The sequence below is a fragment of the Marihabitans asiaticum genome (assembly GCF_007828725.1).
GTDB classification, from domain to species: Bacteria; Actinomycetota; Actinomycetes; order Actinomycetales; family Dermatophilaceae; genus Marihabitans; species Marihabitans asiaticum.
The window spans coordinates 658,741-683,507 of record NZ_VIUW01000002.1 but is presented as its reverse complement, the minus strand read 5'-3'; the positions used below and the strand labels follow the sequence as shown (position 1 = coordinate 683,507).

28 protein-coding genes are annotated in these 24,767 nt (G+C 70.8%); 16 read left to right on the top strand and 12 right to left on the bottom strand.

All coding sequences use genetic code 11. The annotated features are described in order from the left end of the window. Nucleotides 1-12: 12 nt before the first annotated feature. The 4 genes from FB557_RS07795 to FB557_RS07780 are packed head-to-tail and all read left to right on the top strand — an operon-like array spanning nt 13 to nt 2,313. Nucleotides 13-489: a GNAT family N-acetyltransferase gene (locus tag FB557_RS07795; protein ID WP_246074563.1), complete on the top strand. Its 477-nt coding sequence runs from the start codon at nt 13-15 to the stop codon at nt 487-489. Further along, nucleotides 489-1,112 (top strand): class I SAM-dependent methyltransferase, encoded by a 624-nt coding sequence (locus FB557_RS07790; protein WP_144857021.1) that lies wholly within the window; start codon nt 489-491, stop codon nt 1,110-1,112. The genes FB557_RS07795 and FB557_RS07790 overlap by 1 nt, the downstream gene beginning before the upstream one ends. After that, nucleotides 1,109-1,798 carry an HAD-IA family hydrolase gene (locus tag FB557_RS07785; protein ID WP_170236232.1) on the top strand — a complete coding sequence of 230 codons (690 nt, stop codon included), beginning with the start codon at nt 1,109-1,111 and terminating at the stop codon, nt 1,796-1,798. Before FB557_RS07790 ends, FB557_RS07785 begins: the two co-directional genes overlap by 4 nt. Before the next feature lie 26 nt (nt 1,799-1,824). After that, nucleotides 1,825-2,313: an ASCH domain-containing protein gene (locus FB557_RS07780; protein ID WP_144857020.1), complete on the top strand. Its 489-nt coding sequence runs from the start codon at nt 1,825-1,827 to the stop codon at nt 2,311-2,313. Here the strand turns inward: FB557_RS07780 and FB557_RS07775 are convergent, their stop codons facing one another. Beyond that, a complete protein-coding gene (locus FB557_RS07775) occupies nt 2,314-2,835 on the bottom strand; it encodes a ferritin (RefSeq protein WP_144857019.1) in 522 nt (173 codons plus the stop codon). Between the two features lie 94 nt (nt 2,836-2,929). Further along, nucleotides 2,930-3,136: a hypothetical protein gene (locus FB557_RS07770; RefSeq protein ID WP_144857018.1), complete on the bottom strand. Its 207-nt coding sequence runs from the start codon at nt 3,134-3,136 to the stop codon at nt 2,930-2,932. 88 nt (nt 3,137-3,224) lie between these two features. On the opposite strand from FB557_RS07770, the gene FB557_RS07765 reads away from it, so the two are divergent. Then, nucleotides 3,225-4,424 (top strand): trans-sulfuration enzyme family protein, encoded by a 1,200-nt coding sequence (locus FB557_RS07765; protein ID WP_144857017.1) that lies wholly within the window; start codon nt 3,225-3,227, stop codon nt 4,422-4,424. Nucleotides 4,425-4,439: 15 nt separating this feature from the next. On the opposite strand, the gene FB557_RS07760 is transcribed toward FB557_RS07765, so the two are convergent. Together FB557_RS07760 and FB557_RS07755 are read right to left on the bottom strand one after the other, a co-directional pair. Then, on the bottom strand, nt 4,440-5,225 hold the full coding sequence (locus FB557_RS07760; RefSeq protein ID WP_246074562.1) for a PIG-L deacetylase family protein: 786 nt from the start codon (nt 5,223-5,225) through the stop codon (nt 4,440-4,442). Nucleotides 5,226-5,635: 410 nt separating this feature from the next. Beyond that, nucleotides 5,636-6,805 carry a sterol desaturase family protein gene (locus FB557_RS07755; RefSeq protein ID WP_144857016.1) on the bottom strand — a complete coding sequence of 390 codons (1,170 nt, stop codon included), beginning with the start codon at nt 6,803-6,805 and terminating at the stop codon, nt 5,636-5,638. Between the two features lie 127 nt (nt 6,806-6,932). Between FB557_RS07755 and FB557_RS14560 the strand changes: the two genes are divergently transcribed. From FB557_RS14560 to FB557_RS07740, 3 genes are read left to right on the top strand one after another with little or no spacing between them, the layout of a single operon-like run. Then, nucleotides 6,933-7,532: a TetR/AcrR family transcriptional regulator gene (locus FB557_RS14560; protein WP_246074560.1), complete on the top strand. Its 600-nt coding sequence runs from the start codon at nt 6,933-6,935 to the stop codon at nt 7,530-7,532. A gap of 25 nt (nt 7,533-7,557) precedes the next feature. Further along, nucleotides 7,558-8,151: an LOG family protein gene (locus FB557_RS07745; RefSeq protein ID WP_246074558.1), complete on the top strand. Its 594-nt coding sequence runs from the start codon at nt 7,558-7,560 to the stop codon at nt 8,149-8,151. Nucleotides 8,152-8,171: 20 nt separating this feature from the next. Then, entirely contained in the window at nt 8,172-8,813 is a 642-nt protein-coding gene (locus tag FB557_RS07740; protein WP_144857013.1) for a DUF5701 family protein, read from the top strand. 549 nt (nt 8,814-9,362) lie between these two features. Here FB557_RS07740 and FB557_RS07735 read toward each other — a convergent pair. Continuing rightward, nucleotides 9,363-9,866 carry a metallophosphoesterase family protein gene (locus tag FB557_RS07735; protein ID WP_144857012.1) on the bottom strand — a complete coding sequence of 168 codons (504 nt, stop codon included), beginning with the start codon at nt 9,864-9,866 and terminating at the stop codon, nt 9,363-9,365. A 411-nt stretch (nt 9,867-10,277) separates the two neighbouring features. Between FB557_RS07735 and fumC the strand changes: the two genes are divergently transcribed. Then, nucleotides 10,278-11,681, top strand: coding sequence for a class II fumarate hydratase (gene fumC, locus FB557_RS07730; protein ID WP_144857011.1), 1,404 nt, complete (start codon nt 10,278-10,280; stop codon nt 11,679-11,681). A 48-nt stretch (nt 11,682-11,729) separates the two neighbouring features. Here fumC and FB557_RS14555 read toward each other — a convergent pair whose 3' ends face one another. The 3 genes from FB557_RS14555 to FB557_RS07715 form a co-directional block, all read right to left on the bottom strand. Next, nucleotides 11,730-12,053 carry a hypothetical protein gene (locus FB557_RS14555; protein WP_144857010.1) on the bottom strand — a complete coding sequence of 108 codons (324 nt, stop codon included), beginning with the start codon at nt 12,051-12,053 and terminating at the stop codon, nt 11,730-11,732. Then, nucleotides 12,050-12,337, bottom strand: coding sequence for an ArsR/SmtB family transcription factor (locus FB557_RS07720; protein WP_211356510.1), 288 nt, complete (start codon nt 12,335-12,337; stop codon nt 12,050-12,052). Before FB557_RS07720 ends, FB557_RS14555 begins: the two co-directional genes overlap by 4 nt. Nucleotides 12,338-12,423: 86 nt before the next feature. Then, nucleotides 12,424-12,798 (bottom strand): tetratricopeptide repeat protein, encoded by a 375-nt coding sequence (locus tag FB557_RS07715; protein ID WP_144857008.1) that lies wholly within the window; start codon nt 12,796-12,798, stop codon nt 12,424-12,426. Nucleotides 12,799-12,989: 191 nt separating this feature from the next. Between FB557_RS07715 and FB557_RS07710 the strand changes: the two genes are divergently transcribed. From FB557_RS07710 to FB557_RS07680, 7 genes are all read left to right on the top strand, one after another. Beyond that, nucleotides 12,990-14,516 carry an amidohydrolase gene (locus tag FB557_RS07710; protein ID WP_144857007.1) on the top strand — a complete coding sequence of 509 codons (1,527 nt, stop codon included), beginning with the start codon at nt 12,990-12,992 and terminating at the stop codon, nt 14,514-14,516. A gap of 185 nt (nt 14,517-14,701) precedes the next feature. Next, the gene (ahpC, locus tag FB557_RS07705; protein WP_144857006.1) at nt 14,702-15,265 is read left to right on the top strand and encodes an alkyl hydroperoxide reductase subunit C; all 564 of its coding nucleotides are present in this window, start codon (nt 14,702-14,704) and stop codon (nt 15,263-15,265) included. Between the two features lie 244 nt (nt 15,266-15,509). Further along, complete coding sequence (ahpF, locus tag FB557_RS07700; protein ID WP_144857005.1) at nt 15,510-17,189, top strand: alkyl hydroperoxide reductase subunit F; 1,680 nt, start codon at nt 15,510-15,512, stop codon at nt 17,187-17,189. A gap of 84 nt (nt 17,190-17,273) precedes the next feature. After that, a complete protein-coding gene (locus FB557_RS07695) occupies nt 17,274-17,702 on the top strand; it encodes a cupin domain-containing protein (protein WP_144857004.1) in 429 nt (142 codons plus the stop codon). A gap of 49 nt (nt 17,703-17,751) precedes the next feature. Then, nucleotides 17,752-18,816 (top strand): alpha/beta hydrolase, encoded by a 1,065-nt coding sequence (locus tag FB557_RS07690; protein WP_144857003.1) that lies wholly within the window; start codon nt 17,752-17,754, stop codon nt 18,814-18,816. Between the two features lie 49 nt (nt 18,817-18,865). Next, complete coding sequence (locus FB557_RS07685) at nt 18,866-20,476, top strand: flavin-containing monooxygenase (protein WP_144857002.1); 1,611 nt, start codon at nt 18,866-18,868, stop codon at nt 20,474-20,476. Next, entirely contained in the window at nt 20,476-21,354 is an 879-nt protein-coding gene (locus FB557_RS07680) for an SDR family NAD(P)-dependent oxidoreductase (RefSeq protein WP_144857001.1), read from the top strand. Before FB557_RS07685 ends, FB557_RS07680 begins: the two co-directional genes overlap by 1 nt. Before the next feature lie 66 nt (nt 21,355-21,420). Here FB557_RS07680 and ehuA read toward each other — a convergent pair whose 3' ends face one another. From ehuA to ehuB, 4 genes are read right to left on the bottom strand one after another with little or no spacing between them, the layout of a single operon-like run. Beyond that, nucleotides 21,421-22,233, bottom strand: coding sequence for an ectoine/hydroxyectoine ABC transporter ATP-binding protein EhuA (gene ehuA / locus FB557_RS07675; protein WP_144857000.1), 813 nt, complete (start codon nt 22,231-22,233; stop codon nt 21,421-21,423). Continuing rightward, entirely contained in the window at nt 22,223-22,861 is a 639-nt protein-coding gene (locus FB557_RS07670) for an amino acid ABC transporter permease (protein ID WP_144856999.1), read from the bottom strand. The genes ehuA and FB557_RS07670 overlap by 11 nt, the downstream gene beginning before the upstream one ends. Before the next feature lie 14 nt (nt 22,862-22,875). Continuing rightward, the gene (locus FB557_RS07665) at nt 22,876-23,619 is read right to left on the bottom strand and encodes an amino acid ABC transporter permease (protein ID WP_144856998.1); all 744 of its coding nucleotides are present in this window, start codon (nt 23,617-23,619) and stop codon (nt 22,876-22,878) included. Between the two features lie 10 nt (nt 23,620-23,629). Further along, complete coding sequence (ehuB, locus tag FB557_RS07660) at nt 23,630-24,565, bottom strand: ectoine/hydroxyectoine ABC transporter substrate-binding protein EhuB (protein ID WP_246074556.1); 936 nt, start codon at nt 24,563-24,565, stop codon at nt 23,630-23,632. Nucleotides 24,566-24,767: the final 202 nt, after the last annotated feature.

The window sequence follows — 24,767 nt, the reverse complement described above, 5'->3', positions numbered from 1 at the left end:
TTGCATCGGGGGGTGCGTACCTCGATCCGGCGGGCGCGCGCGGCAGACTCCTCACTCGTCGCTTTCCTCCTGCACGACTTCAACACCGAGTTCGGCGACCCAGATCCTGCCGCCGCTGCCTTCGAGTCTCGCTTCGGCACGCTGCTTGATCGAGAGGACATCGTCGTGCACCTGGCAGAGCAGGGCGGGGTTGCGGTCGGTTTCGCGATGGTCACCCTTCGACCGACCCCGTACTTCCTGGGGCCGCTCGCCCAGCTCGAAGAGCTCTACGTCGTACCCTCGCGTCGAAGTGCAGGGGTGGGGTCGGCGCTCCTCGAGTCGGCCAGGTCGTACTGCTCCGCCGCTGGCGCCGAGGAGATGCAGATCAACGTCGATGGACCCGATCTGGGGGCGCGGCGGTTCTACGAGCGGCATGGCTTCAGCCATCTCGACGACGGCGAGCCGATGTTCTGCTACGTCGGTTCGACCCGGCCGGGGAAGGGTAAGTGATGGGCTGGTGGGAGGAGCGGGTGGTCCCGCGCCTTATCGACCTCACCTGTGGTGGTGAGCTCACCGCGCCGTGGCGACGGGCCGTGTGCGCGCCGGTAACGGGGGTAGTGATCGAGCTGGGCTTCGGCAGCGGGCGCAACCTCGAGCACTACGGCGAAGGGGTGACCCGGGTCCTCGCGGTGGAGCCCTCGGACCTCGCGTGGGAGATGTCGGCGGACCGACGGGCGGCCTTCGGTCGGCCGGTCGAACGCACCGGGCTCGACGGCGCTTCCATCGACATTCCGGACAACAGCGTCGATGCCGTCGTCTCGACGTGGACCCTATGCACGATCCCCGACCTCGGGTCGGCGCTGGCCGAGACCGCGCGGGTGCTCAGGCCGGGTGGGGCGCTCCACCTAGTGGAGCACTGCCGCTCGCCCCGCCCTGCCATGGCCCGGGTGCAGTCGGCGATGCAGCCGGTGTGGGGCCCGGTCGCCGGTGGCTGCCACGTCGACCGTGACATCCCTGCCCTGCTGGCCTCGGCCGGACTGAACGCCTCGGCGCTGCGGGCCCAGGAGGCGGGGCCGGTCGCCACTCCCTGGAGCTGGTTCGTCCTCGGCCGGGCTGCGACGATGGCCGGGTGAGCCAAGCGAGCGAGCTGACCGAGCGCACCTTCGCCGCCGTGATCTTCGACAACGACGGCACCCTCGTCGACTCGACCGGGTCGGTCGAGCGGTCCTGGCTGCGCTGGGCGATGGAGCACGACATCGATCCGGACCGGCTCGCCGGTCACCACGGCATGCCGGCGAGCGCGATCATCGCCTCGGTGGCGCCCGATCTCGACCCCGAGGCCGCCCAGGCGAGGATCGACGAGCTCGAGCTCGGCGACACCGACGGGGTGGTCGCCCTGCCCGGCGCCGCCGAGGCGATCGCGACGCTGGCCGGTGAGGCTGACCGGCAGGCCGGTCGGCGTCCGCTCTGCACCATCGCCACCTCGGCGACCACCGACCTCGCCCGGGTCCGTCTGGACGCGGCCGGGATCGACGTGCCCGAGCATCTGGTCACCATCGACGACGTCGAGCGGGGCAAGCCACACCCCGACCCCTACCTGCTCGCGGCTCAGCGGCTTGGGGCGGACCCCGGCGACTGCCTCGTCGTCGAGGACGCCCCGAGCGGGGTCGCCGCAGCGCGGGCAGCGGGTTGTGCGGTGCTGGCCGTGACCACGACGACTGCCGCTGAGGACCTCTCCGATGCGGACCTCGTCGTGGACTCCCTCGCCGACGTCGCCTTCGCGATCAGCGACGGGCGGGTCCACATCACACGTCGCTGATCGCGATCGGGTGGCACGCTAGTGCGGTGGAACCTCAAGCCAGCGAGCTCGACGCCTTCTGGGAGGTCGCGCGAAGCCACGCGGACCTGCAGGGCGTGCCCACCTACACAGGAGAGAACGCGGTCGGTCTGCTTCGGCCTCCGGCGTGGTCGTTCGGCGCGAACCCGCAGCAGGCCGACCGGCTTCTCGCTCTCGTTCTCGACGGCACGAAGACCGCCACCGCCTCCGCGCGCGCCGACTACGACACGTTCGACGAGCCACTCCCCGAGCCCGGGCTGCTCGGCATCGTCCTCGACGGACGGGCCAAGCCGCGTGCGCTGGTCGTCACGACCGAGGTGCGGGTCACCCCCTTCGCCGAGGTCGACGAGGCCCACGCCGCCGCCGAAGGCGAGGGTGAGCGCACCCTGGCCCACTGGCGCCGGGTGCACGAACGCTTCTTCACCGAGCACGCGGCGGGCGGCTTCGCCCCCGACATGCCCGTGGTCCTGGAGCGGTTCCGCCGGCTCTACCCCTGATCAGGCGTCGGCGACGGGCGGAGCGGTCGGGTCGGTCTCGCCCGCGCCGAGCTCGCGCTCGACGTAGGCCTCGATGTCGTTGACGTCGTCCTCGCTGCGGCGCACCACGGCCAGCAGGTCATCCATCGTCGCGACCTCCTCGACCTGCTCCTTGATGAACCACTGCATGAACTGCTCAGCGGCGAAGTCGTCGTCCTCGCGCGCGATCTTGGTCAGCGCATAGATCTGCTCGGTGACCCGATGCTCCTGCGCAAGCGCCAGCTCCACCGGGTCGACGACCCCGTCGAAGTCGCAGCGAGGCGCGTCGACGGCCGGGATCTGCACCGCCTCGTCCGTGTCGAGGAGGTAGCGGATCATCATCATCGCGTGGTCGCGCTCCTCGCGCGCCTGGCGGAAGAAGAACCCCGCCGCCTGCGGCATGGTCAGCGCGTCGTAGTGCGCGGCGACAGCGATGTACTGCTGGTGCGCGGCGAGCTCCTCACCGATCTGGGTGTTGAGCTGGGCGGCGAAGCGTGAGGTCATGCACGGCAAGGTACGGCTCGCGGCCGGGGCTGTCATCGCAGGCTAGGCAAGCCGTACCCGGGGCGAAGGGGGGGCGGCGCCTGCGTTAAGGGGGTCAGGCGGCGTCGAGCCGCCGGGCGGCGGCCTTGGCCTTCTTCGCCTTCTTGGCGCTGACGGTCACGAGCTTGCGCTTGTGGACCGTGTACCCCTTAGGCATCCGGCCCTCGGCGAGCAGGCGGATCGGGCAGCTGCTGCACCGCTTCTTGCTCACGCAGCACTTCTGCTTGATCGTGACCTTGCCGACCCGGACCTTCTTGCTCACGGACGGGACGGTACCGCAGAGGTAAGGCTTGCCTGCCTCGGTGTCGGTCGACGTTCGCCGATGCGGAACATCTGACATTGTGTGAGCCATGACACACCCCGACACCAGGGCGGTGCACGCCGGCCGTGAGGACCTCACCGGCCTCGGCGTGCACGTCCCCCCGATCGACCTGTCCACCACCTATCCCGTGCCGGATCTCGAGGGCGGAGGGCACTCCTACGAGGTGCTGGCCCAGGGCGGCCGGCCCGACGACGGGACGAGCTCGCTGGTCTACCAGCGGCTGTGGAACCCCAACGTCGCCCGGGCCGAGGAGGCGCTGGCCGGTCTCGAGCGGGCCGAGGAGGCGGTCGCCTTCGCCTCTGGCATGGCGGCGGCCAGCGCGACCCTGCTCGCCTGCGTCGCCGCAGGCCGCCCGCACGTCGTGGCCGTCCGGCCGCTCTACGGCGGGACCGATCATCTGCTCGCCACCGGGCTGCTCGGGACCGAGGTGACCTGGGCGGAGGCCGACGAGATCGCCGACGCGATCGCTACCAGGAGAGAGGCGAAGGGAGATGACACCGGCCTGGTCGTCCTGGAGACCCCGGCCAACCCGTCGCTGGAGCTGGTGGACATCGCTGAGGTGGTCGGGGCCGCAGGTGATGTGCCGGTGCTGGTGGACAACACCTTCGCCACGCCGGTGCTGCAGCGGCCGCTCGAGCACGGCGCGGCGCTGTCGCTGCACTCGGCGACGAAGTACCTCGGCGGGCACGGCGACTTGATGGGCGGAGTGGTCGCCACGAGCGGGGAGTGGGCGACGCGCCTGCGGCAGGTGCGAGCCGTGACCGGGGCGCTGCTCCACCCGATGGCCGCCTACCAGCTGCACCGTGGTCTGCAGACCCTCCCGGTGCGGGTGCGTGCGCAGCAGGCCACCGCGGGCGAGATCGCGACGTGGCTCAGCGAGCACGAGCTGGTCGAGACGGTGCACTACCCGGGGCTGGAGGGCTCCGGCGACGGGGTCCATCCCCAGATGCAGGGTCCCGGAGCAATGATCGCCTTCATGCCGCGGGGCGGTCGTGCGGTCGCCGCGCAGGTCGCGCAGCGGTGCCGCCTGATCACTCACGCGGTCTCTCTCGGCGGGGTGGACACCCTCATCCAGCACCCCGCGTCGCTTACCCACCGCCCGGTCGCCGACGACGCCAAGCCGTCTGATCGTCTGCTGCGTCTCTCGGTCGGTCTCGAGGCGGCCGAGGACCTCGTCGCCGACCTCGACCAGGCGCTCAGGGGCGCGGCAGACGCCGGGGGCGACTGAGCCCCCCTTCGCCGGTCAGACGAACGGGTTGGCCGAGATCATCCCCGGCTCGGCTCCCGGCTCGGCGTAGTATTCGGCGCCGAAGGCGGCGGCATAGACCTCCGGGTCCATCACGAGCATGCCCTGCACGTCCTCCTGGCTGGAGTGGCACTCCAGGGTGGCGCGCTTGCGGTCGAGCACCGAGGAGACGTCGACGTGCCACCGGATGTAGGCCTCGGGCATCCCGATCGGCTCGCCGTCCTCCATCGGCTTGTCGACCTCCCAGCCAGGGTCGATGCCCGCCTCGCGGGCCTCGGCGAAGCGGCGCCGCATCTCGTCGCGGTTCATCGTCACCTCGAGGATCCGCGGCCTCGTGGCCGCCATCTGCGCGGCGCGATGAGCGACCCGGTTGACCTGCACGTGGTCGGGGTGACCGTAGCCGCCGTGCCAGTCGTAGCAGACGAGGATCGCGGCGTCCTCCTCGTCGAGGATCGCGGCCAGCCGGCGAGCGGCCTCATCCCGGTCGGCGCCGTGGAAGGACCCCTCGGCGGCGTTCTCCTCCCAGCCGTGCATGCCCGAGTCGGTGTAACCGAGCCACTCCACCCGCGCGGTCCCGGTGACCTTCGCCGACGCGAGGGCCTCGCCCCGGCGGTGCTCGGCGACCGTTCTCCCTTCGCCCAGGTCCGCAGGCCGGGTGCCGTGCTCGCCGCCGGTCGCATAGACCAGGACCACTCGCTGGCCGGCATCGCTGGCGAGGATCATCGACCCGGCCGTCTGGGTGGACTCGTCGTCGGGGTGGGCGTGGAAGAAGACTGTGGTCACCGGCCCATTGTCACCATCGGGCAGCCCGTCCGGTGCTCGGCGGTGCAGCAGTTCCCCGCCCGTGCCGCACCAGCACCTGCTACCGCCCGCAAGGGCTTGGCCAGCGCCTGACCCCCTTCGCCCCCTCGGTGCGCCTGGCCTCCCGCCCGCCGCGGGCCCGATCTCCCGCCCCTTTTCGTCCGCCGCCGGCCCGGCTCTCCCTTCGCCCGCCGTTGCTACCCGCGGGTACGACGATACAAGTCCGCGCGCCACCCTGGCGACCCCACGAGACCTCAGGGTCGCCGCGCCGAGGGGACCTACTCGTGTCGTCCGACCCGCGAGTCACCGGCTGAACACCCCGACGGGCCGGCCTGCTGCACCGCCAACGAAGTGCTGCATGCAGCAGTTTGGTCAGGCGACGACAGTGTGGGTCAGCCGGCGACCGGGGCCGAGGCTGGGGCGGGGGAGGCGAGCTCCTCCCTTCGCTCGTAGGCCCAACCCGGCCCGCGGAGGAGGAAGCCGGCCCGGTCGGCCCAGGTCGGCGCGCTCGCGACGTCGCTCGCGATGTCGCGCCACTCGTGCGTGGCGATGGTGCGCGGGTCGAAGCTGTCGATGTTGCGGGTCAGCCCGTAGCGCACCCGCTCGTCCTCGGGCTCGAAGGTGCCGAAGAGCTTGTCCCAGATGATGAGGATCGAGCCGTGGTTGATGTCGAGGTACTGCCGCTGGCTGCCGTGGTGGGCGCGGTGGTGCGACGGAGTGTTGAGCACCTTCTCCAGCCAGCCGATCGAGCGGATCACCTCGGTGTGGATCCAGAACTGATAGATGAGGTTGATCGCGCGGGCGTCCTCGATCGCGCGCGGGCTGATCCCGAGCAGCGCGAGCAGCCCGTACGGGACCGCCATGGTCAGGCCCTCGGCGACGGGCTGGCGCAGCGCGGTGGAGAGGTTGTACCGCTGGCTCGAGTGGTGCACGACGTGCACGGCCCACAGCCAGCGCGACTCGTGGCTGAGCCGGTGGTTCCAGTAGTAGATGACGTCCCAGCCGAGGACGGCGACGATCGCGGCGAGCGGGCCGGTGCGAGGGGCGAAGGGGGAGTGCCGCGCCAGCCGGGTCGCGGAGGTCTGGGTGGTCCAGAGCGTCGCGGCGGACAGGGCGGCGGCTCCGACGGCGGCGACCGCCGAGCCGGCGGTGAGCCGGCCGAGGGCGTCCACCCGGGAGCGGACGAGCTCCGGCTCGGGAGCATCCGACGGGAGCGTTCCGGCTTCCGGGAGGTAGCCGAGCTCGCGTCGGCGGCGCAGGACGTCGCCCACGGTGGTGGCCGCAGCGGCGGCGACGCCGGTGGCGATCAGGGCGGTGCCCCAGCGCCCGGTCCCTGGGGCGAGCCGGCGCAGCGCGGGGGCGGTCGCGAGCGGCACGACGAGGCTGCCCACCCCCATCGCCAGGCTCGCGAGGGTGTCCTGCAGCTCGTAGTCGCCGGGCCGGTCCACGGGGGTGCCGTCGGGCCCGAGGGGAGCCGGGTGCCTGCGCTGCCAGGCGTACTCGGCGGCCATCGCGGCGACGAAGCCGGGGATCGCGAGGACGGTGAGGTCGGGACGGGCCATGGGGGTCCTCCGAGGTCGGGGGGGGGTACGGCGTGGTGACGCTTCGGTAACTGACCATAGGGTCAGTTCGCGTCGGTGACAAGATGTGCACGCCAGGCGGTCGGCACGAGGCAGCGAGGAGACGCGGGTGGGCACGACAGGGACGAAGGGCGTGGCCCGCGCCGATCGGCGGCGCCAGCTCATCGCGGTCGCGGTCGCCGAGATCGGCCGACGCGGGTACGCCACGACCTCGATGGCCGAGATCGCGCATCGCGCCGGCGTGTCCAAGGCCATGGTGCACAACATCTTCGGCAACAAGGTCGAGCTCGCCCGGGCCTGCCTCGAGGAGGTTGGGCCCCCTCTCGTCGCCTCGGTCGCGGCGGCGCAGACGTCGACCGAGGCCGGCCGCAGGGCGCAGGAGACCTTCACCGCGATCTTCGCCGCGCTCGTCGAGCACCGGCATGCATGGGCCCTGGTCCACGACGCGACCCTGCCGCAGGGCAGCTCGGCCGAGCAGGCCGCGACCGGCTACCTCGACCAGCTGCACGCGATGGGCACCGCCGGCACCCGCGACGTCCTCGAGGCAGCGGGCCTTGAGGACCCCCTCGATCACGACCTCCTCGACCACATCTGGGAGGCGGTCGTCGCCACCAGCGTCTACTGGTGGCAGGAGCACGAGGAGCTCTCCGCCGACGCGATGGCGCAGCGGCTCACCCGGCTCCTGGCCGCCGTCACGGTCCGCGGCTGACCCCCTTCGCCCGTACTCTGTCGCGGTGAGCCTGACGAGCATCTGTGTCTTCTGCGCCTCCTCATCGGGCGAGAGCCCGACCCTGCTCGAGGCGGCGAAGGGGGTCGGCGCCGGCCTGGCCGAGCGGGGGCTGCGCGTCGTCTACGGCGGGGGCGGCAGCGGCCTGATGGGGGCCGTCGCCGAGGGCGTCATGGGCGCCGGGGGCGAGGCTATCGGGGTGATACCGGACTTCATGGTCCAGCGCGAGTGGGGGCGCGAGGACCTCACCGAGCTGCACGTCGTGCGCAGCATGCACGAGCGCAAGGCGATGATGGCCGACCTGTCCGACGCCTTCCTGGTGCTGCCGGGCGGCATCGGGACCCTCGAGGAGTTCTTCGAGGTGTGGACCTGGCGCCAGATCGGGCTCCACGGCAAGCCGGTCGGGCTGCTCGACCTGCCGACCGCGGAGGGGGGCGGGTTCTGGCAGCCGCTGATCTCCGCTCTGACCGGACTCGTCGACGCCGGCTTCGTCAGCCGGGCGAGCCTGGACGACCTCGTCATCGAGGACGACCTCGACGCGATGCTCACCGGGCTGGCCGCTCGCGGCAGCGACCCCCAGCTGCTTCGACCTGGGACCTGATCGAGGCGCACAATCGAGGCATGTTCGTCGCACAGCAGCTCGACCGGTTGCTCGAGCTCGGTCTCGAGGAGATGTCCGGCCGCTCCGAGGATGAGCTCCTCGACCTGGTCGGTGGCGAGCTCCTCTGCGGGCCGGGTCTTCTCGTCGTCCACCCCAGCGTCGTGCCCGCCGCCCGGCTCGCGCCGTTGCTCTCGCGAGCCGGCAAGCCGGGCTTCGTCGTCAGCGACATGACCGACCTGGCTGCCTTCTCCCCCATCCCCGAGGTCGAGGTGCCCGACAGCCCGCTCTACGTCGTCACCGGTGTCGAGCGCGGGGACGAGCTGGGCGACGTCAGCCCCGACGACGCGCTGCCCCGGATCGTCGCGGCGGGCCGCACCCCGCTGACCATCAGCGAGGGCATCTGCTGGCTGATTCAGCAACCACAGATGCTCGAGCCCGGGCGCTGCTTCATGACCATCGGCTCGCGCAAGGTCAAGAAGGGGCGCCTGGACAAGCGCACGCCCGCGATCTGGATCTCCGGCGGATCCGAGCGCGACGGCGGCAAGGCCGTCGACGGCGCGCCCAAGGTCGGCTGGTGCTGGTCGGGCAACCGGCATGACTGGCTTGGCATGGCCTCCGCCACCGGCCGCTGCGCACCGCAGCCGCACTCGACCGTTCGGTGAGGCCTCGCGTGTGGCCTGTCGGGTGGGCCGTGCCCGCGGCAGTCGTGGGCTCGGCGGCTCCCGCCTTCGCCGCGTCGTGTGAGAGCGCGAGGTACGCCCTGAGTGGTTCCTGCAGGACAAGCTTCGGAAGCGCCACCGGGACCTTCGTCGTCGCTGCGGAGTCGCCGATTCAGAGTGGGTCGACCTTCCAAGTTTTCGTTCGCTCGGGATCGGCATTCTTCTTCGGCGTAGATTCCGGTGCCGGATACACGGTGTCGGGCTCGTCGAGGTCGGGGTTCCTGATCACTCTCTCCGCACCCCTTCGACCAGGGGCGACCTTGACCATCCCTTGCTACATCGACACCGTCATTGTTGCGACTGTTCGCATCTCCGCCGATACGGTCAACGGCGCATCGGGCTGCCCGGGATGGCCGGTCCGGGACCAGCGGTTCGTCGACGTGCTTGGCGACGTACGGTGCAGCGGCTGAGGGCACCTGGTGGTTCGCCAAGGATAAGAGCCCCATACACATGCATCGGCGGAGATGCCGGTGCGTGGCGTGCGTCTGAGTCTCACCGCTCGACCGGCTCGATGCGGTGCTCGACGAGATCACCGCCCTCGATGCCCAGCCACCCGATCGTGTAGTCGGGCTGGCGCCGCTTGTCGGTCGGCGAGCCGGGGTTGAAGAGGTGGGCGCCGTCGTCGACGACGTCCATCGGGATGTGCGAGTGCCCGTAGACGACGAGGTCGGCGCTGGGGAAGCGGCGCCGCATCCGTCGCCCGCGCCCCGCTCGCGCGCCGGCGTCGTGGATCATCGCGACCCGCAGACCCTCGAGGTCGAGCTCGAGGGTCTCGGGCACGCCCCCGCCCCACGCCGCGACGTCGGCCCCGTCGTTGTTTCCGAGGACGGCGTGCACCGGGGCGTGGACGGCGAGCTCGTCGAGGAACCACCCGGTGCACACGTCCCCCGCGTGGAGGACGAGGTCCGCCGATTCGAGGTGAGGACGAAGGGGGTTCGGCAGGGCCTTCGCGAAGCGCGGTGCGTGGGTGTCGGAGAGGACGAGGACGCGGAGCACACCTCGACGGTACGGGTCAGGGTGGTGGCGCGCCTCACGACCCGGGACTCAGCGCCGGCGCCGTCGGGCGGTAAGGAGCAGGATCCCGGCCACGAGGGGCACGAGCACCATGCAGAGGACGCCCACGAGCGCTCCCGCGGCACCCGAGGGGTCGTTCTCCAAGCGGTTCCCGATGCCCTGGAGCGCCGGGTTCGCGAGGTTGCCGAGGCAGCACAGCAGCGACAGGGCGATGGAGACCGATCCCCAGCGCGATGTGCGAGGTGGGGGTGCGTCGACCGGAGTTCGGCTCGGGCTGGTGAGGCGGCTGCGGGGGGTGAGGAGGGGTGGCCATGGCGATTCTGTCGGACACAGGCACGCCGAAGGGGTGACCCGGGGTGACGGAGCGAGGTGTGTCGTGCAACTGTTCCCTCTATGAGCGAGCAGATGCGGACCGAGCGCGACAGCATGGGCGAGATCGAGGTGCCGGCGGAGCGGTACTGGGGGGCGCAGACCCAGCGCAGCCTCGGCAACTTCGACATCGGGCGGGACACCTTCGTCTGGGGGCGGACGATGATCCGCGCCCTCGGGGTGCTCAAGAAGTCGGCCGCGCTGGCCAACGCCGAGCTTGGCGAGCTGCCGCAGGACGTCGCCGACCTCATCACTCAGGCCGCCGACGAGGTGATCGCCGGGGATCTCGACGAGAACTTCCCGCTCGTGGTCTTCCAGACCGGGTCGGGCACGCAGTCGAACATGAACTCCAACGAGGTCATCGCCGGCCGGGCCAACGAGATCTCTGGCGGGGAGCGTGGCGGCAAGTCGCCGGTGCACCCCAACGACCACGTCAACCGCGGCCAGTCCAGCAACGACACCTTCCCCACCGCGATGCACATCGCCGTCGTGCTCGAGCTTGCCGAGACCCTCTACCCGGGTGTGCAGCAGCTGCGCGAGACCCTCGCGGGCAAGGCCGAGCAGTACGCCGACGTCGTCATGGTCGGACGCACCCACCTCCAGGACGCCACCCCGGTCACCCTCGGGCAGGTCATCGGTGGCTGGGTCGCTCAGATCGACTTCGCGCTCGAGGCCGTCCGGCACGCCGACGAGCAGGCCCGTGACCTCGCGATCGGCGGCACCGCGGTCGGCACCGGGCTCAACGCCCACCCCGACTTCGGCGCCCTGTGCGCGGCGAAGATCTCGCAGGAGGCGGGCCACGACTTCGCCCAGGCCGACAACCTCTTCGCCAACCTCTCGGCGCACGACGCCCTGGTGCAGGTCAGCGCCGCGCTGCGCACGCTCGCCGGCGCGCTGATGAAGATCGCCAACGACGTGCGCTGGTATGCCTCCGGCCCGCGCAACGGCATCGGCGAGCTCGCGATCCCCGAGAACGAGCCGGGCTCCTCAATCATGCCGGGCAAGGTCAACCCGACCCAGGCCGAGGCGATGACGATGGTCGCCACCCGCGTCTTCGGCAACGACGCAACGGTCGGCTTCGCGGGCAGCCAAGGCAACTTCCAGCTCAACGTCTACAAGCCGGTCATGGCGCACGCGGTGCTGGAGTCGGCCCGGCTGCTCGGCGACGCCTGCGTCTCCTTCGACGAGCACTGCGCCGCCGGGATCGAGCCGATCACCGAGCGGATCGAGGCCAACCTCGAGTCCAACCTCATGCTCGTCACCGCGCTGAACCGGCACATCGGCTACGACCAGGCCGCGGCGATCGCCAAGAAGGCGCACAAGGAGGGCACCTCGCTACGCGAGGCGGCGGTGGCCTCCGGTGTCGACGGCGACGACTTCGACGCTTGGGTGGTGCCGATGGAGATGACCCACCCCTCCGCCGGCTGACGCCCTCGGCGACGCCAGGGACGAAGGGGTAGAGCCCGCAGCTCTAGGTCAGGCGGCGTGCTCGCAGGTCGGGCAGGAGCAGTCGGAGCACTCGCAGCTGGAGCACTTGTCCGAGCAGTTCGCGCACTGGCAGGTGTTGTGGTTGCACGTCGAGCAGCTGCAGTCGTCGCCGCAGGTGCAGGTCGCGCAGTAGTCACCGCAGTTGCAGTCGCACTTCGTGCACTCCTCGTAGTGGTCCTCGTGCTTGTGGTGCAGGTGGCCGTCGTGGTCGTAGTCGACGTGGTCGAGGTGCGTCACCGAGGCGTGGCCGCAGTTCTCGCCGTGCTCGTGGTCGTGGTCGGGGTGGGCCGGGTGCTGGCTGTGGTCGGTCATGCGATGTCCTCCTGCGAGTGGGTGATGGCGTCGCACGCGATCCGCGCGACGTGGTCGTCGGTAACCCGGTAGGTGCGCTGCCGCCCGCCGGAGTCGGCCTCGACCAGCCCGGCCATCCGCAGCACCCGCAGGTGCTGGGAGAGCAGGGTCTGGCTGATGCCGAGCTCGTCGGCCAGCGGCTGCACTGCGCTCTCGCCGTGGGCGAGACGGTGGACGACCGCGAGGCGCACGGGCGTGGAGAGCACCTTGAAGAGCTCAGAGGCCCGCGTGATCGCGTCATCCATGCACGTAAACATACATGCGCACTCGTTCATGTGTCAGGGCGGGCGTGATGCAGCCGCGGCCCGGTGGGACCGGTCCGAGGGTGTGGTCAGCTCTCGTAGCCGCCGAGGAGCTCGGCCAGGCGAAGGGGGCCCCGCGCCTCGTCTGCTCGGCCCGCCCTGGTGAGCGTGCGGCCGAGAAGCAGGTGGGCGTAGGCGTCTTGCGGGTCCTCGGCGATGACGTCGCGCGCCGCGCGCTCGGCTCTGCCCAGCTGTGCCGAGTGGTAGTAGGCGCGGGCCAGCAGTAGTCGGGCCTCGCTCAGGCCGTGACCGGCGACGTCACGGGTGGACGTGTCGTCGTCCTCGCTCAGCTCGGCGAGGTCGGTGAAGAGCTCTTCGAGCTCGCGGGCTGCGTCGAGGTAGGCCTCGTCGGCGAAGTAGTCCTGCGCCCGCTGGTAGTGCTCGTACCCGTACACCGCCTCCATGTCCGCTCGAACGTTTCCGAAGTGCCAGGGCATTCCCCCCTTCGCCGTTGGTCTGAGGTTCCCCGGGGATCTGCGAAGGGGAGGGGTGGCCGTTGGTCTGAGGTTCCCCGGGGATCTGCGAAGGTGAGGGGTGGCCGTTGGTCTGAGGTTCCCCGGGGATCTGCGAAGGGGAGGGGTCTTAGGGTGCGGGCATGACCCATCGCATCCTCGTCACCGGCGCCCGGCCGGTTGCCGCGCTCGGGGCTCGCGTGGGGGAGGAGCCGGTCGACCTGCTCATCGAAGGCGGGCGGATCACGAGGGTCGCGCCAGGCCTCCGGGTGCCGGGCGCCGAGGTGATCGACGCCGGTGGAGCCTTCGCGATCCCGGGCCTGTGGGACGGGCACGTGCACATGAGCCAGTGGGCAGCGGTGCACCGCCGGATCGACCTGGCCGACACGAGCGGGCCCGAGGACGTTCTGGCCCGGGTGGCCGAGCACCTCGCGTCCGAGGGCGAGGGGGGAGACCGGGCCACCCTGGTCGAGGGCTTCGGCTGGCGCCTGGCCGGCTGGTCGAGGTTGCCGGGGACGGCCGCGCTGGACGGGGTGTGCGGCGACCGACCCGTCGTGCTCATCAGCGGCGACTGCCACGGCGGCTGGCTCAGCTCGGCTGCCTACCGGGCACTTGGTGTGCCGGTCCGCGAGGGGCACGTCGACGAGGACGACTGGTTCGAGCTGTGGGCGCGGCTGGACGAGATCCCGCAGGACGAGGACGCGATCAGCGGCAGCATGCGCCGGGCGATGACCGGCGCCGCGGCGAAGGGGGTGATCGGGCTCGTCGACTTCGAGATCAGCGACGGCCGCCTGGAGTGGCCGGCCCGAGTCGCCCGCGGCCTGGACCTGCTCCGGGTGCGCACCGCCGTGTACACGCCCGAGCTCGACGGGGCGCTCGCCGCGGGCGTGCGGACCGGGGACGTGCTGGACGAGCTGGGTCTGATCACGATGGGCCCGCTCAAGGTCATCTCCGACGGCTCGCTCAACACGCGCACCGCCTACTGCTGCGACCCCTTCGTCTCCGAGGACGACCTCGCCGAGCCGCGGGGGAAGTCCAACATCGCCCCCGAGGAGCTGGCCCCGCTGCTCCGGCGGGCGCAGGACGCGGGCCTGGAGGTCGCGGTGCACGCCATCGGCGACGCGGCCCTGGCCGACGCGCTCACGGCGATCGAGTCCTCCGGGGCGCGCGGCTCGATCGAGCACGTGCAGCTGGCTCGGCCCGCCGAGGTCAGCCGGATGGCCGCCCTCGGCCTCGTCGCCAGCGTCCAGCCGGCGCACCTGCTCGACGACCGCGAGATCTCCGAGGCGCTCTGGTCGGACCGGCTGGAGCGGTGCTTCCCCTTCGGCGAGCTGCGCGACGCCGGGATCACGCTGCGCCTCGGCTCGGACGCCCCCGTCGCCCCGCTCGACCCGTGGCTGGCGATGGCCGCCGCGGTGCACCGCAGCGCCGACCAGCGCCCGCCGTGGTCCCCGGCGCACGCGCTCACCCCCGCCCAGGCGCTGCTGGCCTCCACCGACGGGCAACGGCTCCGCCCCGGCGACCGGGGAGACGTCGTGCTGCTGGACGGCGACCCCTTCGCCGACATCGACATCTCCGACGCGGCGGCGACCGCCGACGTGGCCGCGCGCCTGAGCGAGACGAGGGTCCAGGCCACCGTGCTCGACGGGCGGATCACCTTCGGCGGTTGACCACGCGCCGCAGCTAGTTCTCCCCAGCGGAACGCCGATTTGGTCGAGGCACACCGACCCGGTAATCTGGAACTGTTCCAAAGAAGGAACGCTCCCGGATCCGCTGAGTCCGGCCAGACGCCTCGAGCGTGGCCGCCGCCCGGGAGGCACGTCCCAGACAAATACGACGTCAGGAGCACGCACGCATGTCGCTGATCAACACGCAGGTCAAGCCCTTTACCGCCACCGGTTTCGTCGGTGGTGACTTCAAGGACTTCTCCGAGACCGACATCGCCGGCAAGTGGGCGATCTTCTTCTTCTACCCGGCTGACTTCACCTTCGTCTGCCCCACCGAGCTCGGTGACCTCGCCGACTACTACGACGAGCTCAAGGGACTCGGCGTCGAGGTCTTCGGTGTCTCCACCGACACCCACTTCACCCACAAGGCGTGGCACGAGACCTCCGAGACCATCGGCAAGATCGGCTACCCGATGCTCGGCGACCCGACCGGTCAGATCTCGCGCAACTTCGAGATCCTCCGCGAGGACGAGGGCCTGGCCAACCGCGGCACCTTCCTCATCGACCCGGACGGCGTCATCCAGTTCACCGAGGTGACCGCCGAGGGCATCGGCCGCAACGCCAGCGAGCTGGTCCGCAAGGTCAAGGCCGCGCAGTACGTGCGCAACAACCCCGGTGAGGTCTGCCCCGCCAAGTGGGAAGAGGGCGAGGACACCCTCACCCCGGGTCTGGACCTCGTCGGCAAGATCTGAGCCACCCACCCTGAGAGGGCGAAGGGGGATGAGTCCCCCTTCCCCCGCGGGAGCCAGCGGCAGAGCCGCCCTCGGAGCTGAGGTCCTCGGGCGCTGAGCGCCCTTGCGGTCCTCTTGATGCTCCTTCGGTCGGCCCTGCCGCCGCCTCCCGTCAATCTCTCCCGCCCCCTTCGGCCGCACGAGCCAAGGTTCGTACGGACGAACAGCCGCCGCCCGCCCGACTCATCGCGTTAGGACTGATCCCATGGCTCTGGACGCCGCCCTCGCCAACCAGCTGAGGACTCTGCTCGACAACCTCAAGAAGCCGGTCGAGCTGATCGCCGCCTACGACGAGCGGCCGAAGTCGAGCGAGCTGCGCGAGCTGCTCACCGAGATCGCCGGCATGCACGACCTCGTCTCCCTGCGCGAGGCCGACGGCGACGAGATCGGTCAGCGTCGGCCCGCCTTCCGCATCCAGCGCGTTGGCGCGCCCGAGGTCGCGGTGACCTTCGCCGGCATCCCGCTCGGGCACGAGTTCTCCTCCCTCGTCCTCGCCCTGCTCCAGGTCGGCGGCCATCCTGTCAAGGAGGACGAGGCGACCCTCGCCGCCGCTCGCGGCATCACCGGTGAGCACCACTTCACGACCTACATGTCGCTCACCTGCCAGAACTGCCCGACCGTGGTCCAGGCCCTCAACGCCCTCGCCGTGCTCAACCCCGGAGTGACCCACACCGTGGTCGAGGGCTCGCTCTTCCAGGACGAGGTCGAGCGCGAGAACGTCATGGCCGTCCCGACGATGAAGCTGGGCGAGGAGAGCTTCGGCTCCGGCCGGATGGAGCTCTCCGAGATCATCGCCACCCTCGACGAGCGCACCGGCGGCAGCGGCGCCGAGGTCGCTGCCGCGGCCCTGAGCGACCGTGCACCCTACGACGTGCTCGTGCTCGGCGGCGGCCCCGCCGGAGCCTCGGCCGCGATCTACGCCGCCCGCAAGGGCATCCGCACCGGGCTGGTCACCGAGCGCTTCGGCGGCCAGGTCAACGACACGATGGCGATCGAGAACCTCGTCTCCATCCCGCACACCGACGGCCCGCACCTCGCTGCGGACCTCGAGCGGCACGTCCTCGAGTACGAGGTCGACATGATCAAGGGCCAGTCCGCCGCGGGCATCACCCCGGCCGGCGACGACGGCCTCGTCACCGTCCCGCTCACCTCCGGCGCCACCCTGCGCGCCCGCTCGGTGATCATCGCGACCGGGGCGAGCTGGCGCACCATGGGCGTCCCCGGCGAGGACGAGTACCGCAACAAGGGCGTCACCTTCTGCCCGCACTGCGACGGTCCGCTCTTCAAGGGCAAGCGCGTCGCGGTCATCGGCGGAGGCAACTCCGGCGTCGAGGCCGCCATCGACCTCGCCGGCATCGTCGGCCACGTCGACGTCGTCGAGTTCCTCGACGAGATGCGCGCCGACGAGGTGCTCCAGCGCAAGCTGCGCTCGCTCGACAACGTCGACATCCACCTCGGGCGCCGCACCACCGAGGTCGCCGGCGACGGCGCGAAGGTCACCGGCCTGGTCCACGAGCCGCGCGACGGCGGCGAGCAGGTGACCACCGACGTCGAGGGCGTCTTCGTCCAGATCGGACTGCTGCCGCGCACCGACTGGCTGCGCGAGAGTGACATCGAGCTCTCCGAGCGCGGCGAGATCGTCGTCGACGAGCGGGGCGCGACCAACCTCCCCGGCGTCTTCGCCGCGGGGGACGCGACGATCACCCCGTACAAGCAGATCGTCGTCGCCCTCGGTGGTGGCTCGACCGCGGCCCTGTCCGCCTTCGACCACCTCATCCGCACCAGCGCCCCGGAGGGTGCCGACACCACGGCCGAGACCAAGGTCGCCGACGGCGACCCGGTCGAGTCCGACCCGATCGACGTCCCCGACGTCGCTAGGGTCTGATGGCGAAGGGGGCGCAGCGCCCCGTTCGCGCAGGTCGACCTCGACCCGCGACACCACCTCGACCCACGACACCAGGAGGTAGGAATGACCGTTTCGTCCGAGCCCACCGACCAGGGCCCCAAGCCGTACGTCGTCGACATCGAGAAGGCGACCCTGGACAACTCCAACTACCGGACCACGCTGTGGACCGGGACCAACCTCCAGCTGACCGTCATGGCGATCGCGCCTGGCGATGACATCGGCCTGGAGGTCCACGACGACCACGACCAGTTCATCCGGGTCGAGTCCGGCGAGGGCAAGGCCCAGATGGGGCCGGCCAAGGACGACCTCAGCTTCGAGCGGATGGTCGGCGACGACGACGTGATCATGGTGCCGGCCGGGTCCTGGCACAACGTGACCAACACCGGGACCGAGCCGCTGAAGGTCTACTCCCTCTACGGCCCGCCCGAGCACGTTCACGGCACCGTGCACCCCACCAAGGCTGACGAGGCGGCCGACCCGACCGAGCACTGAGCGAGTACTGAGGCGCGAACAGCGGAGGCTCGGCTGGCAGCATGACGCCATGAGCCACGACCCCACCACCGCCGAGAAGGTCGAGCGCGCCGCGTTCCGCGCCCTGCTCGCCCTGCCCCGCTCCCTTCGCGGCGCCGCGTCCGGACCGGCGAAGGTCGTCGACGGGCAGCGCCTCGACCCCGACCTCAAGGTCGGCCTCGCGGTGATGAACCGGCTCCCGCAGCGCGAGCTCGACGAGATGAGCGTGCCGGACGCCCGGGCCGCCCTGGCGGCGGAGTCCTGGGTGTTCGCCGGCGAGGCGCCCCAGGTCGCCGAGACCCGTGAGCTGCGGATCGCGGACCGGTTCGGCGCCCGGCTGTACCTGTCGGAGGGGCCGGCCCGGGAGCGAGGGGCGAAGGGGGAGCGGCCGCTGGCGGCCCTGGTCTACCTGCACGGAGGTGGCTGGGTGCTCGGCGACGTCGACACCCACGACGTGGTCTGCCGCCGCATCTGCGCGGGCGCCGAGATCGCGGTGCTGAACGTCGACTACCGGCTCGCGCCCGAGCACCCCTTCCCGGCCGCGGTGGAGGACTCCGTCGCGGCGTTCCGCTGGCTGCACGAGCACGCGAGCGAGCTCGGCATCGACCCGGACCGGATCGCGGTCGGCGGCGACTCCGCTGGCGGCAACCTCTCGGCCGTGCTCTGCCAGGTCACCCGCGACGAGGGCACCCCGATGCCCGCCTTCCAGGCCCTCATCGTTCCGGCCACCGACTTCACGAAGGACTACCCCTCGGCGGAGACCTTCGCGCGGGGCTACTTCCTCACCAAGGCCAACATGGACTGGTACGAGGCCCACTACCTCGGAGACCACGACCGCTCCGACCCGCGAGCATCCCCCCTTCGCGCCGAGTCCCTGGCCGGTCTGCCGCCGGCGTACGTCGCGGTCGCCGGCTGGGACCCGCTGCGCGACGAAGGCATCGCCTACGCCCAGGCACTGCGGGCCGCCGGGGTCCCGGTCACGCTGCGGGTGCACGAGGACGCGGTGCACCCCTTCATCAACATCGGTGCGGTGGACCTGGGCCGGCGCTGCCAGGCCGAGCTGATCGGCGCGCTCCGGGTGGGTCTGGGCGTCTGATCACTCACACCCCGGCGACGTTACCGACCGGTTGGGGCAGAGTAGGCGCATGACGCATGGATGGGACGCCCCCGACGTCGCGACCAAGGGACTGACCGACCTGCCCGAGCGGGTCGACGTGCTCGTCATCGGCGCCGGGCTCTCCGGGATCGGCGCCGCCTACCGGATCGCCGAGCTCAACCCCGAGGTCAGCTACGTGGTCCTCGAGGGCCGCGAGGCCACGGGCGGCACCTGGGACCTCTTCCGCTACCCGGGCGTGCGCTCGGACTCGGACATGTACACCCTCTCCCTGCCGTTCTACCCGTGGACCGACGAGAGCTCGATCGCCGACGGTGACCGGATCCGGGACTACCTGCGCCGCGCCGCGCGGGACACCGGCGTCGCGGAGCGGATCCACACCGGGTGCCCCGTGGTCGCGATGTCGTGGTCGACCGACGAGCAGGTCTGGACCCTGCGGATCGAGGGCGAAGGGGGGACGCGCGAGCTGCGGGCCCGGTGGGTCCACGTCGGGGCCGGCTACTACGACTACGACGAGCCGCACAACGCTGGCTTCGTCGGCGTCGAGGACTTCGCCGGGCAGGTGGTCCACCCCCAGCACTGGCCGGACGACCTCTCGCTCGCAGGCAAGAGGGTCCTCGTCATCGGGTCGGGAGCGACCGCGGTGAGCCTCGTGCCAGCTGCGGCGCAGGAGGCCGCGTCGGTGACCATGCTCCAACGCACGCCGAGCTACGTCTTCGGGGTGCCGGGCCGGGACGCCCTCGTGGACCGGCTGCGGGGGCTGGGCCTGTCCGCGTGGCGTGCGGGTCGGGTCGGGACGGCGAAGAACGTCGCGATGCAGGGCTTCCTCTACCGGCTCTCGCGGGTCCGTCCGGCCGCCGCGAAGAAGGTGATCCTCGGCGGGCTGCGACGGGAGCTGCCCGAGGCGGTGATCCAGGAGCACTTCACCCCTCCCTACGACGTGTGGGACCAGCGGCTGTGCGCGGTGCGTGACGGCGACCTCTTCGAGGCGATCTGTACCGGGGCGGTCGAGATCGTCACCGGCCACGTCGACCGGTTCGAGGCGAAGGGGGTGCGCCTCACCGACGGCCGTCTGCTCGAGGCCGACGTGATCGTCACCGCGACCGGGTTGCGCCTCAAGGCGCTCGGCGGCATCGCGGTCTCGGTGGATGGTGAGGAGCAGGACCTCGCGAGGACCTTCGCCTACCGCGGGGTGATGCTCAGCGGGGTGCCCAACCTGTCGATGACCGTCGGCTACATCAACGCGTCCTGGACGCTGCGGGCCGACCTCGTCTCGCGCTATGTCGCCCGGATGCTGCGCCACCTGCGCGGGCACGGCTACGGGGTCGCGGTGCCCGTTGCGCCGCCGGGGATGCGTGCGGGGCCGGTGCTCGACGTCACCTCCGGGTACGTCCAGCGCGCGGTCGGGTCCTTCCCCAAGGTCGGGGACCGTGAGCCGTGGACGATCGCGCAGAGCTACACCCGCGAGCGGTGGTCCTTCGGCCGGGCCGACCTCAGCGCGGACATGACCTTCATCCCGACCGGCCAGTCCGGGGCCAGCCTGCCGAGCGGTGCCTCCGCGCCGGCGACGCTGGACCTGCCAGGGTCGTCGAGCAACACCGACGGCTCGCTCGGTGACCAGGTCGTGGAGGTGACCGCGTGATGGGGATCGGTGACCTGGTCGGCCGCGTCACCGGCCGTGGGGGGCCGGCGCTCGACGTGGCCGGGGCGACCGTGGTCGTGACCGGCGCGGCCGGCGGGATGGGTGAGCACATCGCGAAGGGGTTCGCCCGCCGCGGCGCCGACCTCGCCGTCGTCGACCGGGACGAGGAAGGCCTGGCCCGGGTCGTCGGCGAGATCGAGGCCGAGACCCAGGTCCGGGTCACCTCCTACGTGGTGGACCTCGCCGACCGGGAGGCGGTGACCGACCTGGCCGCGCGGCTGCGCGACGGGCACCCCCCGGTGCGGGTGCTGGTCAACAACGCGGGGGTCGCCCTGGGCGGACGGTTCACCGAGATCACCGAGGACGAGTTCGACTGGCTGCTCGAGGTCAACCTGCACACCCCGATCCGCCTGACCCGGGCGCTGCTGCCGATCATGCTCGAGAACGGCGAGGGTCAGGTCGTCAACCTGTCCTCGCTCTTCGGCATCCTCGGCGTACCCGGTCAGACCGCCTACTCGACGAGCAAGTTCGGGCTGCGCGGCTTCAACGAGGCGTTGCGCAACGAGCTCTCGGCCGAGGACTGCAGCGTCGGGGTGACCTCGGTGCACCCGGGCGGCATCGCGACCAACATCGCCAAGAACGCGCGCACCGGCAGCGGCGTCGACCCCGCCGAGGCCGAGCAGGGCAAGCGTAAGTTCGACAAGGTGCTGCGCTACCCCGCCGCCAAGGCCGGTGAGGAGATCGTCCAGGCGGCCCTCGCCCGCCGTTCCCGGCTCCTCATCGGGATGGACGCCCGCGCGCTCGACGCGCTGGTGCGGGCCACCCCTTCGTCGTACTGGTCCTACCTGGGTCCGGTCATGGACCGCGCCGGCCGCTAACGCCGCTGCCGCCATCCCCCCTTCGCCCCCTCCCAAAATGCTGCTAGCAGCATCTTGGGTGCGCCCCTAGATGATCGCCTCGAGGAACTTCTGCGTGCGCTCGTTCTTCGGGCGGGTGAACATCTCCTCGGGCGGGGCCTCCTCGACGATCTGACCGCCGTCGAACATCATCACCCGCTGCGAGACGTCGCGGGCGAACTGCATCTCGTGGGTGACGATGAGCATGGTGATGTCGGTGGTCTCCGCGACGTCCTCGAGGACGCCGAGCACGTCGCCGACGAGCTCGGGGTCCAGGGCCGAGGTGACCTCGTCCAGGAGCAGGATCTCGGGGTCCATCGCCAGGGCGCGGGCGATCGCGACCCGCTGCTGCTGACCGCCGGAGAGCTGGGTGGGGTGCGCGTCGGCGCGGTTGCGCAGCCCGACGCGGTCGAGCAGCGTCAGCGCGTTCTCCTTCGCCTCGTCCTTGGACTGGCCGAGGACGTGGATCGGCGCCTCGGTGATGTTGTCGAGCACCGACATGTTGGGGAAGAGGTTGAACTGCTGGAAGACCATGCCGATGCGCTTGCGCACCTGGGCGATCTGCTTGGGCTTGAGCTCGACCCGCTTGCCGTCCCTGCGGTCGTGGGTGAGCGGGTCGCCGTCGACCCAGATGTAGCCGTCGGTGAGGTCCTCCAGGGTCATCAGCAGACGCAGGATCGTGGTCTTGCCGGACCCGGACGGCCCGATCAGGGTGACCCGCTCGCCGCGACCGATGGTGAAGTTGAGGTCCTTGAGGACCGTCGTCTTGCCGAACTTCTTCTCGACGTCCTCGAACTCGATCCGAGGCGCCGGGTCGGTGGAGGTCGCGGCCTCGGTGGTGGGGGTGCTGTCAGTAGGCAAGCTTCTTCTCCAGCTTCTGCATCAGGACCGCGGTCGGGTAGCTCGCCAGGAGGAAGAGCAGGCCGGCCACGGTCATCGCCTCGATGTAGGAGAAGTTACGGCCGCCGAACACGCGAGCGGCGGTCACCATCTCCGGCACCGAGATGAAGATCAGGAACGGCGTGTCCTTGAACATCGCGATCGCCCAGTTGCCCAGCGAGGGGAGGGTGTTGCGGATCGCCTGGGGGAGGATCACCGCGCGCCAGGTGCGGCTGCGGGGCAACGACAGCGCCGTCGCGGCCTCCCACTGGCCCGAGCGGATCGAGTCGATGCCCGAGCGGTAGGACTCGGCCATGTACGTCGAGTAGTGGATCCCGATGACGAGGATCCCGACGGTCTTCGGACTGATCTGGGTGAAGGCGTAGTACACGACGAGCAGGTGCACCGGCAACGGCGTCATCCGGATGAAGTCCAGCACCCACCGCAGTGGACGTCCGATCGCCGCAGGCAGCTCGCGTAGGGCGATCGCCCACACCAGGCCGAGGACGGCGGCGAGGAGCGAGCCGAGGACGGTGACGACGAGGGTCACCTCGACGAAGGCCTTGAGGAGGACCGGGAGGGCCTCGAGGAAGAGCTCTGAGTCGAACATCAGCAGGTCACCTCCTACGCCACGCCCGCGTGCGCGGGTGCGGCGTCGTCGGTCTCGTCGTCGGTGCGGCGCTCCTTCTGCGACCCGAAGTCGCCCAGGCCGAGCCGGCGCTGAGCCCGTCGCTCCAGCACTCGCAGCACGCCGGAGACGACGAGCGCGATGAGGAAGTAGATGATCAGCGCGGCGAGGAAGGCCGGCCAGGTGCCGACCTCACGGCGCACCTGCTCGGACTCGAAGGTGAGGTCGTTGAGCAGGACCAGGCCGACGACGGCGGTTCCCTTGACGAGCATCACGAGCAGGTTGTTGAAGCCGGGCAGCATGAGCGCCCACGCCTGCGGCCAGATGATCCGCCGGATCTTCGTCGCCCAGGGCATCGACAGGGCGGTTGCGGTCTCCCACTGCCCCTTCGGGACCGCGGCCAACGAGCCGCGCACCACCTCGGCGCCGTATGCGCCGTAGTTCAGCCCCAGGGCGAGGATCGCGGTCCACATCGAACCGAGGTCGACCCCGGTGAGGGTCGGCAGGGCGTAGAAGAGGAAGAAGAGCTGGACCACCAACGAGGTGCCCCGGAAGAACTCGACGATGGCACGGCTGATCCCGCGCAGCCAGATCGGCCCCTGGTGCGTCGCCAGGCCGAGCAGGACGGCGACGAGGACCATGAGCACGGCCCCGCCGAGGAAGGAGAGGAGGGTGTCACGCAACCCCTCCTCGACCAGCCGGGGCAGGGCCGTGCCGAGATCGGTGAAGAACTCGCTCACGGGCGGGTGCCTACTCCTTGGACTCCATGGCCTTGTTGGCGGCCTCGAGGTCGTCGTCGCAGAGCATCTGAGCGGTCAGGTCCTCCGGCGGACGCTCGTCGTCGGTGAAGCCGAACTCGCCGACCAGCTCCTCGAACTTCGCCTGGTCGCCGACGATCTTCTCCAGCTCTTCGTTGTAGGCCTCGCGCAGCTCGGAGTCCTCGGGGCGGAAGACGGTCGAGCCGGCGCTCACCTGCGCGGTGCCGTCGACCTCGGCGACGAACCCGCCGACGGTCTCGACCCCGGCGTCGGCGTTCTTCTCGGCCATCTGCTTCAGGGTGATGTTGGTCAGCGCGAAGGCGTCGGCGCGGCCGCTGGAGACCGCGTCCATCCCGTCCTGGGCGGAGTTGACCGTCATCGTGTCCTGGATGCCGATCTCCTCGGCGTAGCCCTGCTCGATGGCTCCGGACTGGAGGGCGAGCTTGGCGTCGGAGCCCTCGAAGCTGGAGAAGTCGTTCAGCCCCTTGGGGTTGCCCTCCTTCACCATGAGGGTGCTGGTGTACATGATCGTCGGCTCGGCGAAGGCGCCGCGCTCGCACCGGTCGGGCAGGATCGACATGCCCGCGGAGACGGCGTCGTACTCACCCTTGGTCAGGCCGGGGATCAGGGCGTCCCACTCGACCATCTGGCCCTCGACGTTGTCGATGCCGAGGTTCTTGTAGATCTCGCGGTCGATGGCGATGGTGGCGCCGGTCAGCTCGCCGTCCTCCTCGTAGGAGTAGGGGATCTCGCCGGCAAAGGCGACCTTGATGGTGCCCTCTTCCTTGAGCTTCTCCAGGGTCGAGCCGCCGCTGTCACCCCCTTCGCCTCCGGAACCGCTGTCGGCGTCGTCGCTGCCGCAGGCGGCGACCAGGCCCAGCGAGGTGGCGCACAGCGCCGCAAGCACGGACGTACGGATCTTGCTCACTTGAATCAGTCCTTCGGTGTCGACGAGGCACATGCCTCCCACAACTCGGCCTGCTGCCGCAGGGACACGTCGCCCCGATGGAGATTCGGTCAGGTGTGCTCTTCAACGTACGGAGGCGAAGGGGGAGCCTCAAGTGGTCCGTCGCCCGCGGCCGATCCTGTGAAGGGATCGTTATATGCCGCCGGTCGTCCGTGGTCCGCTC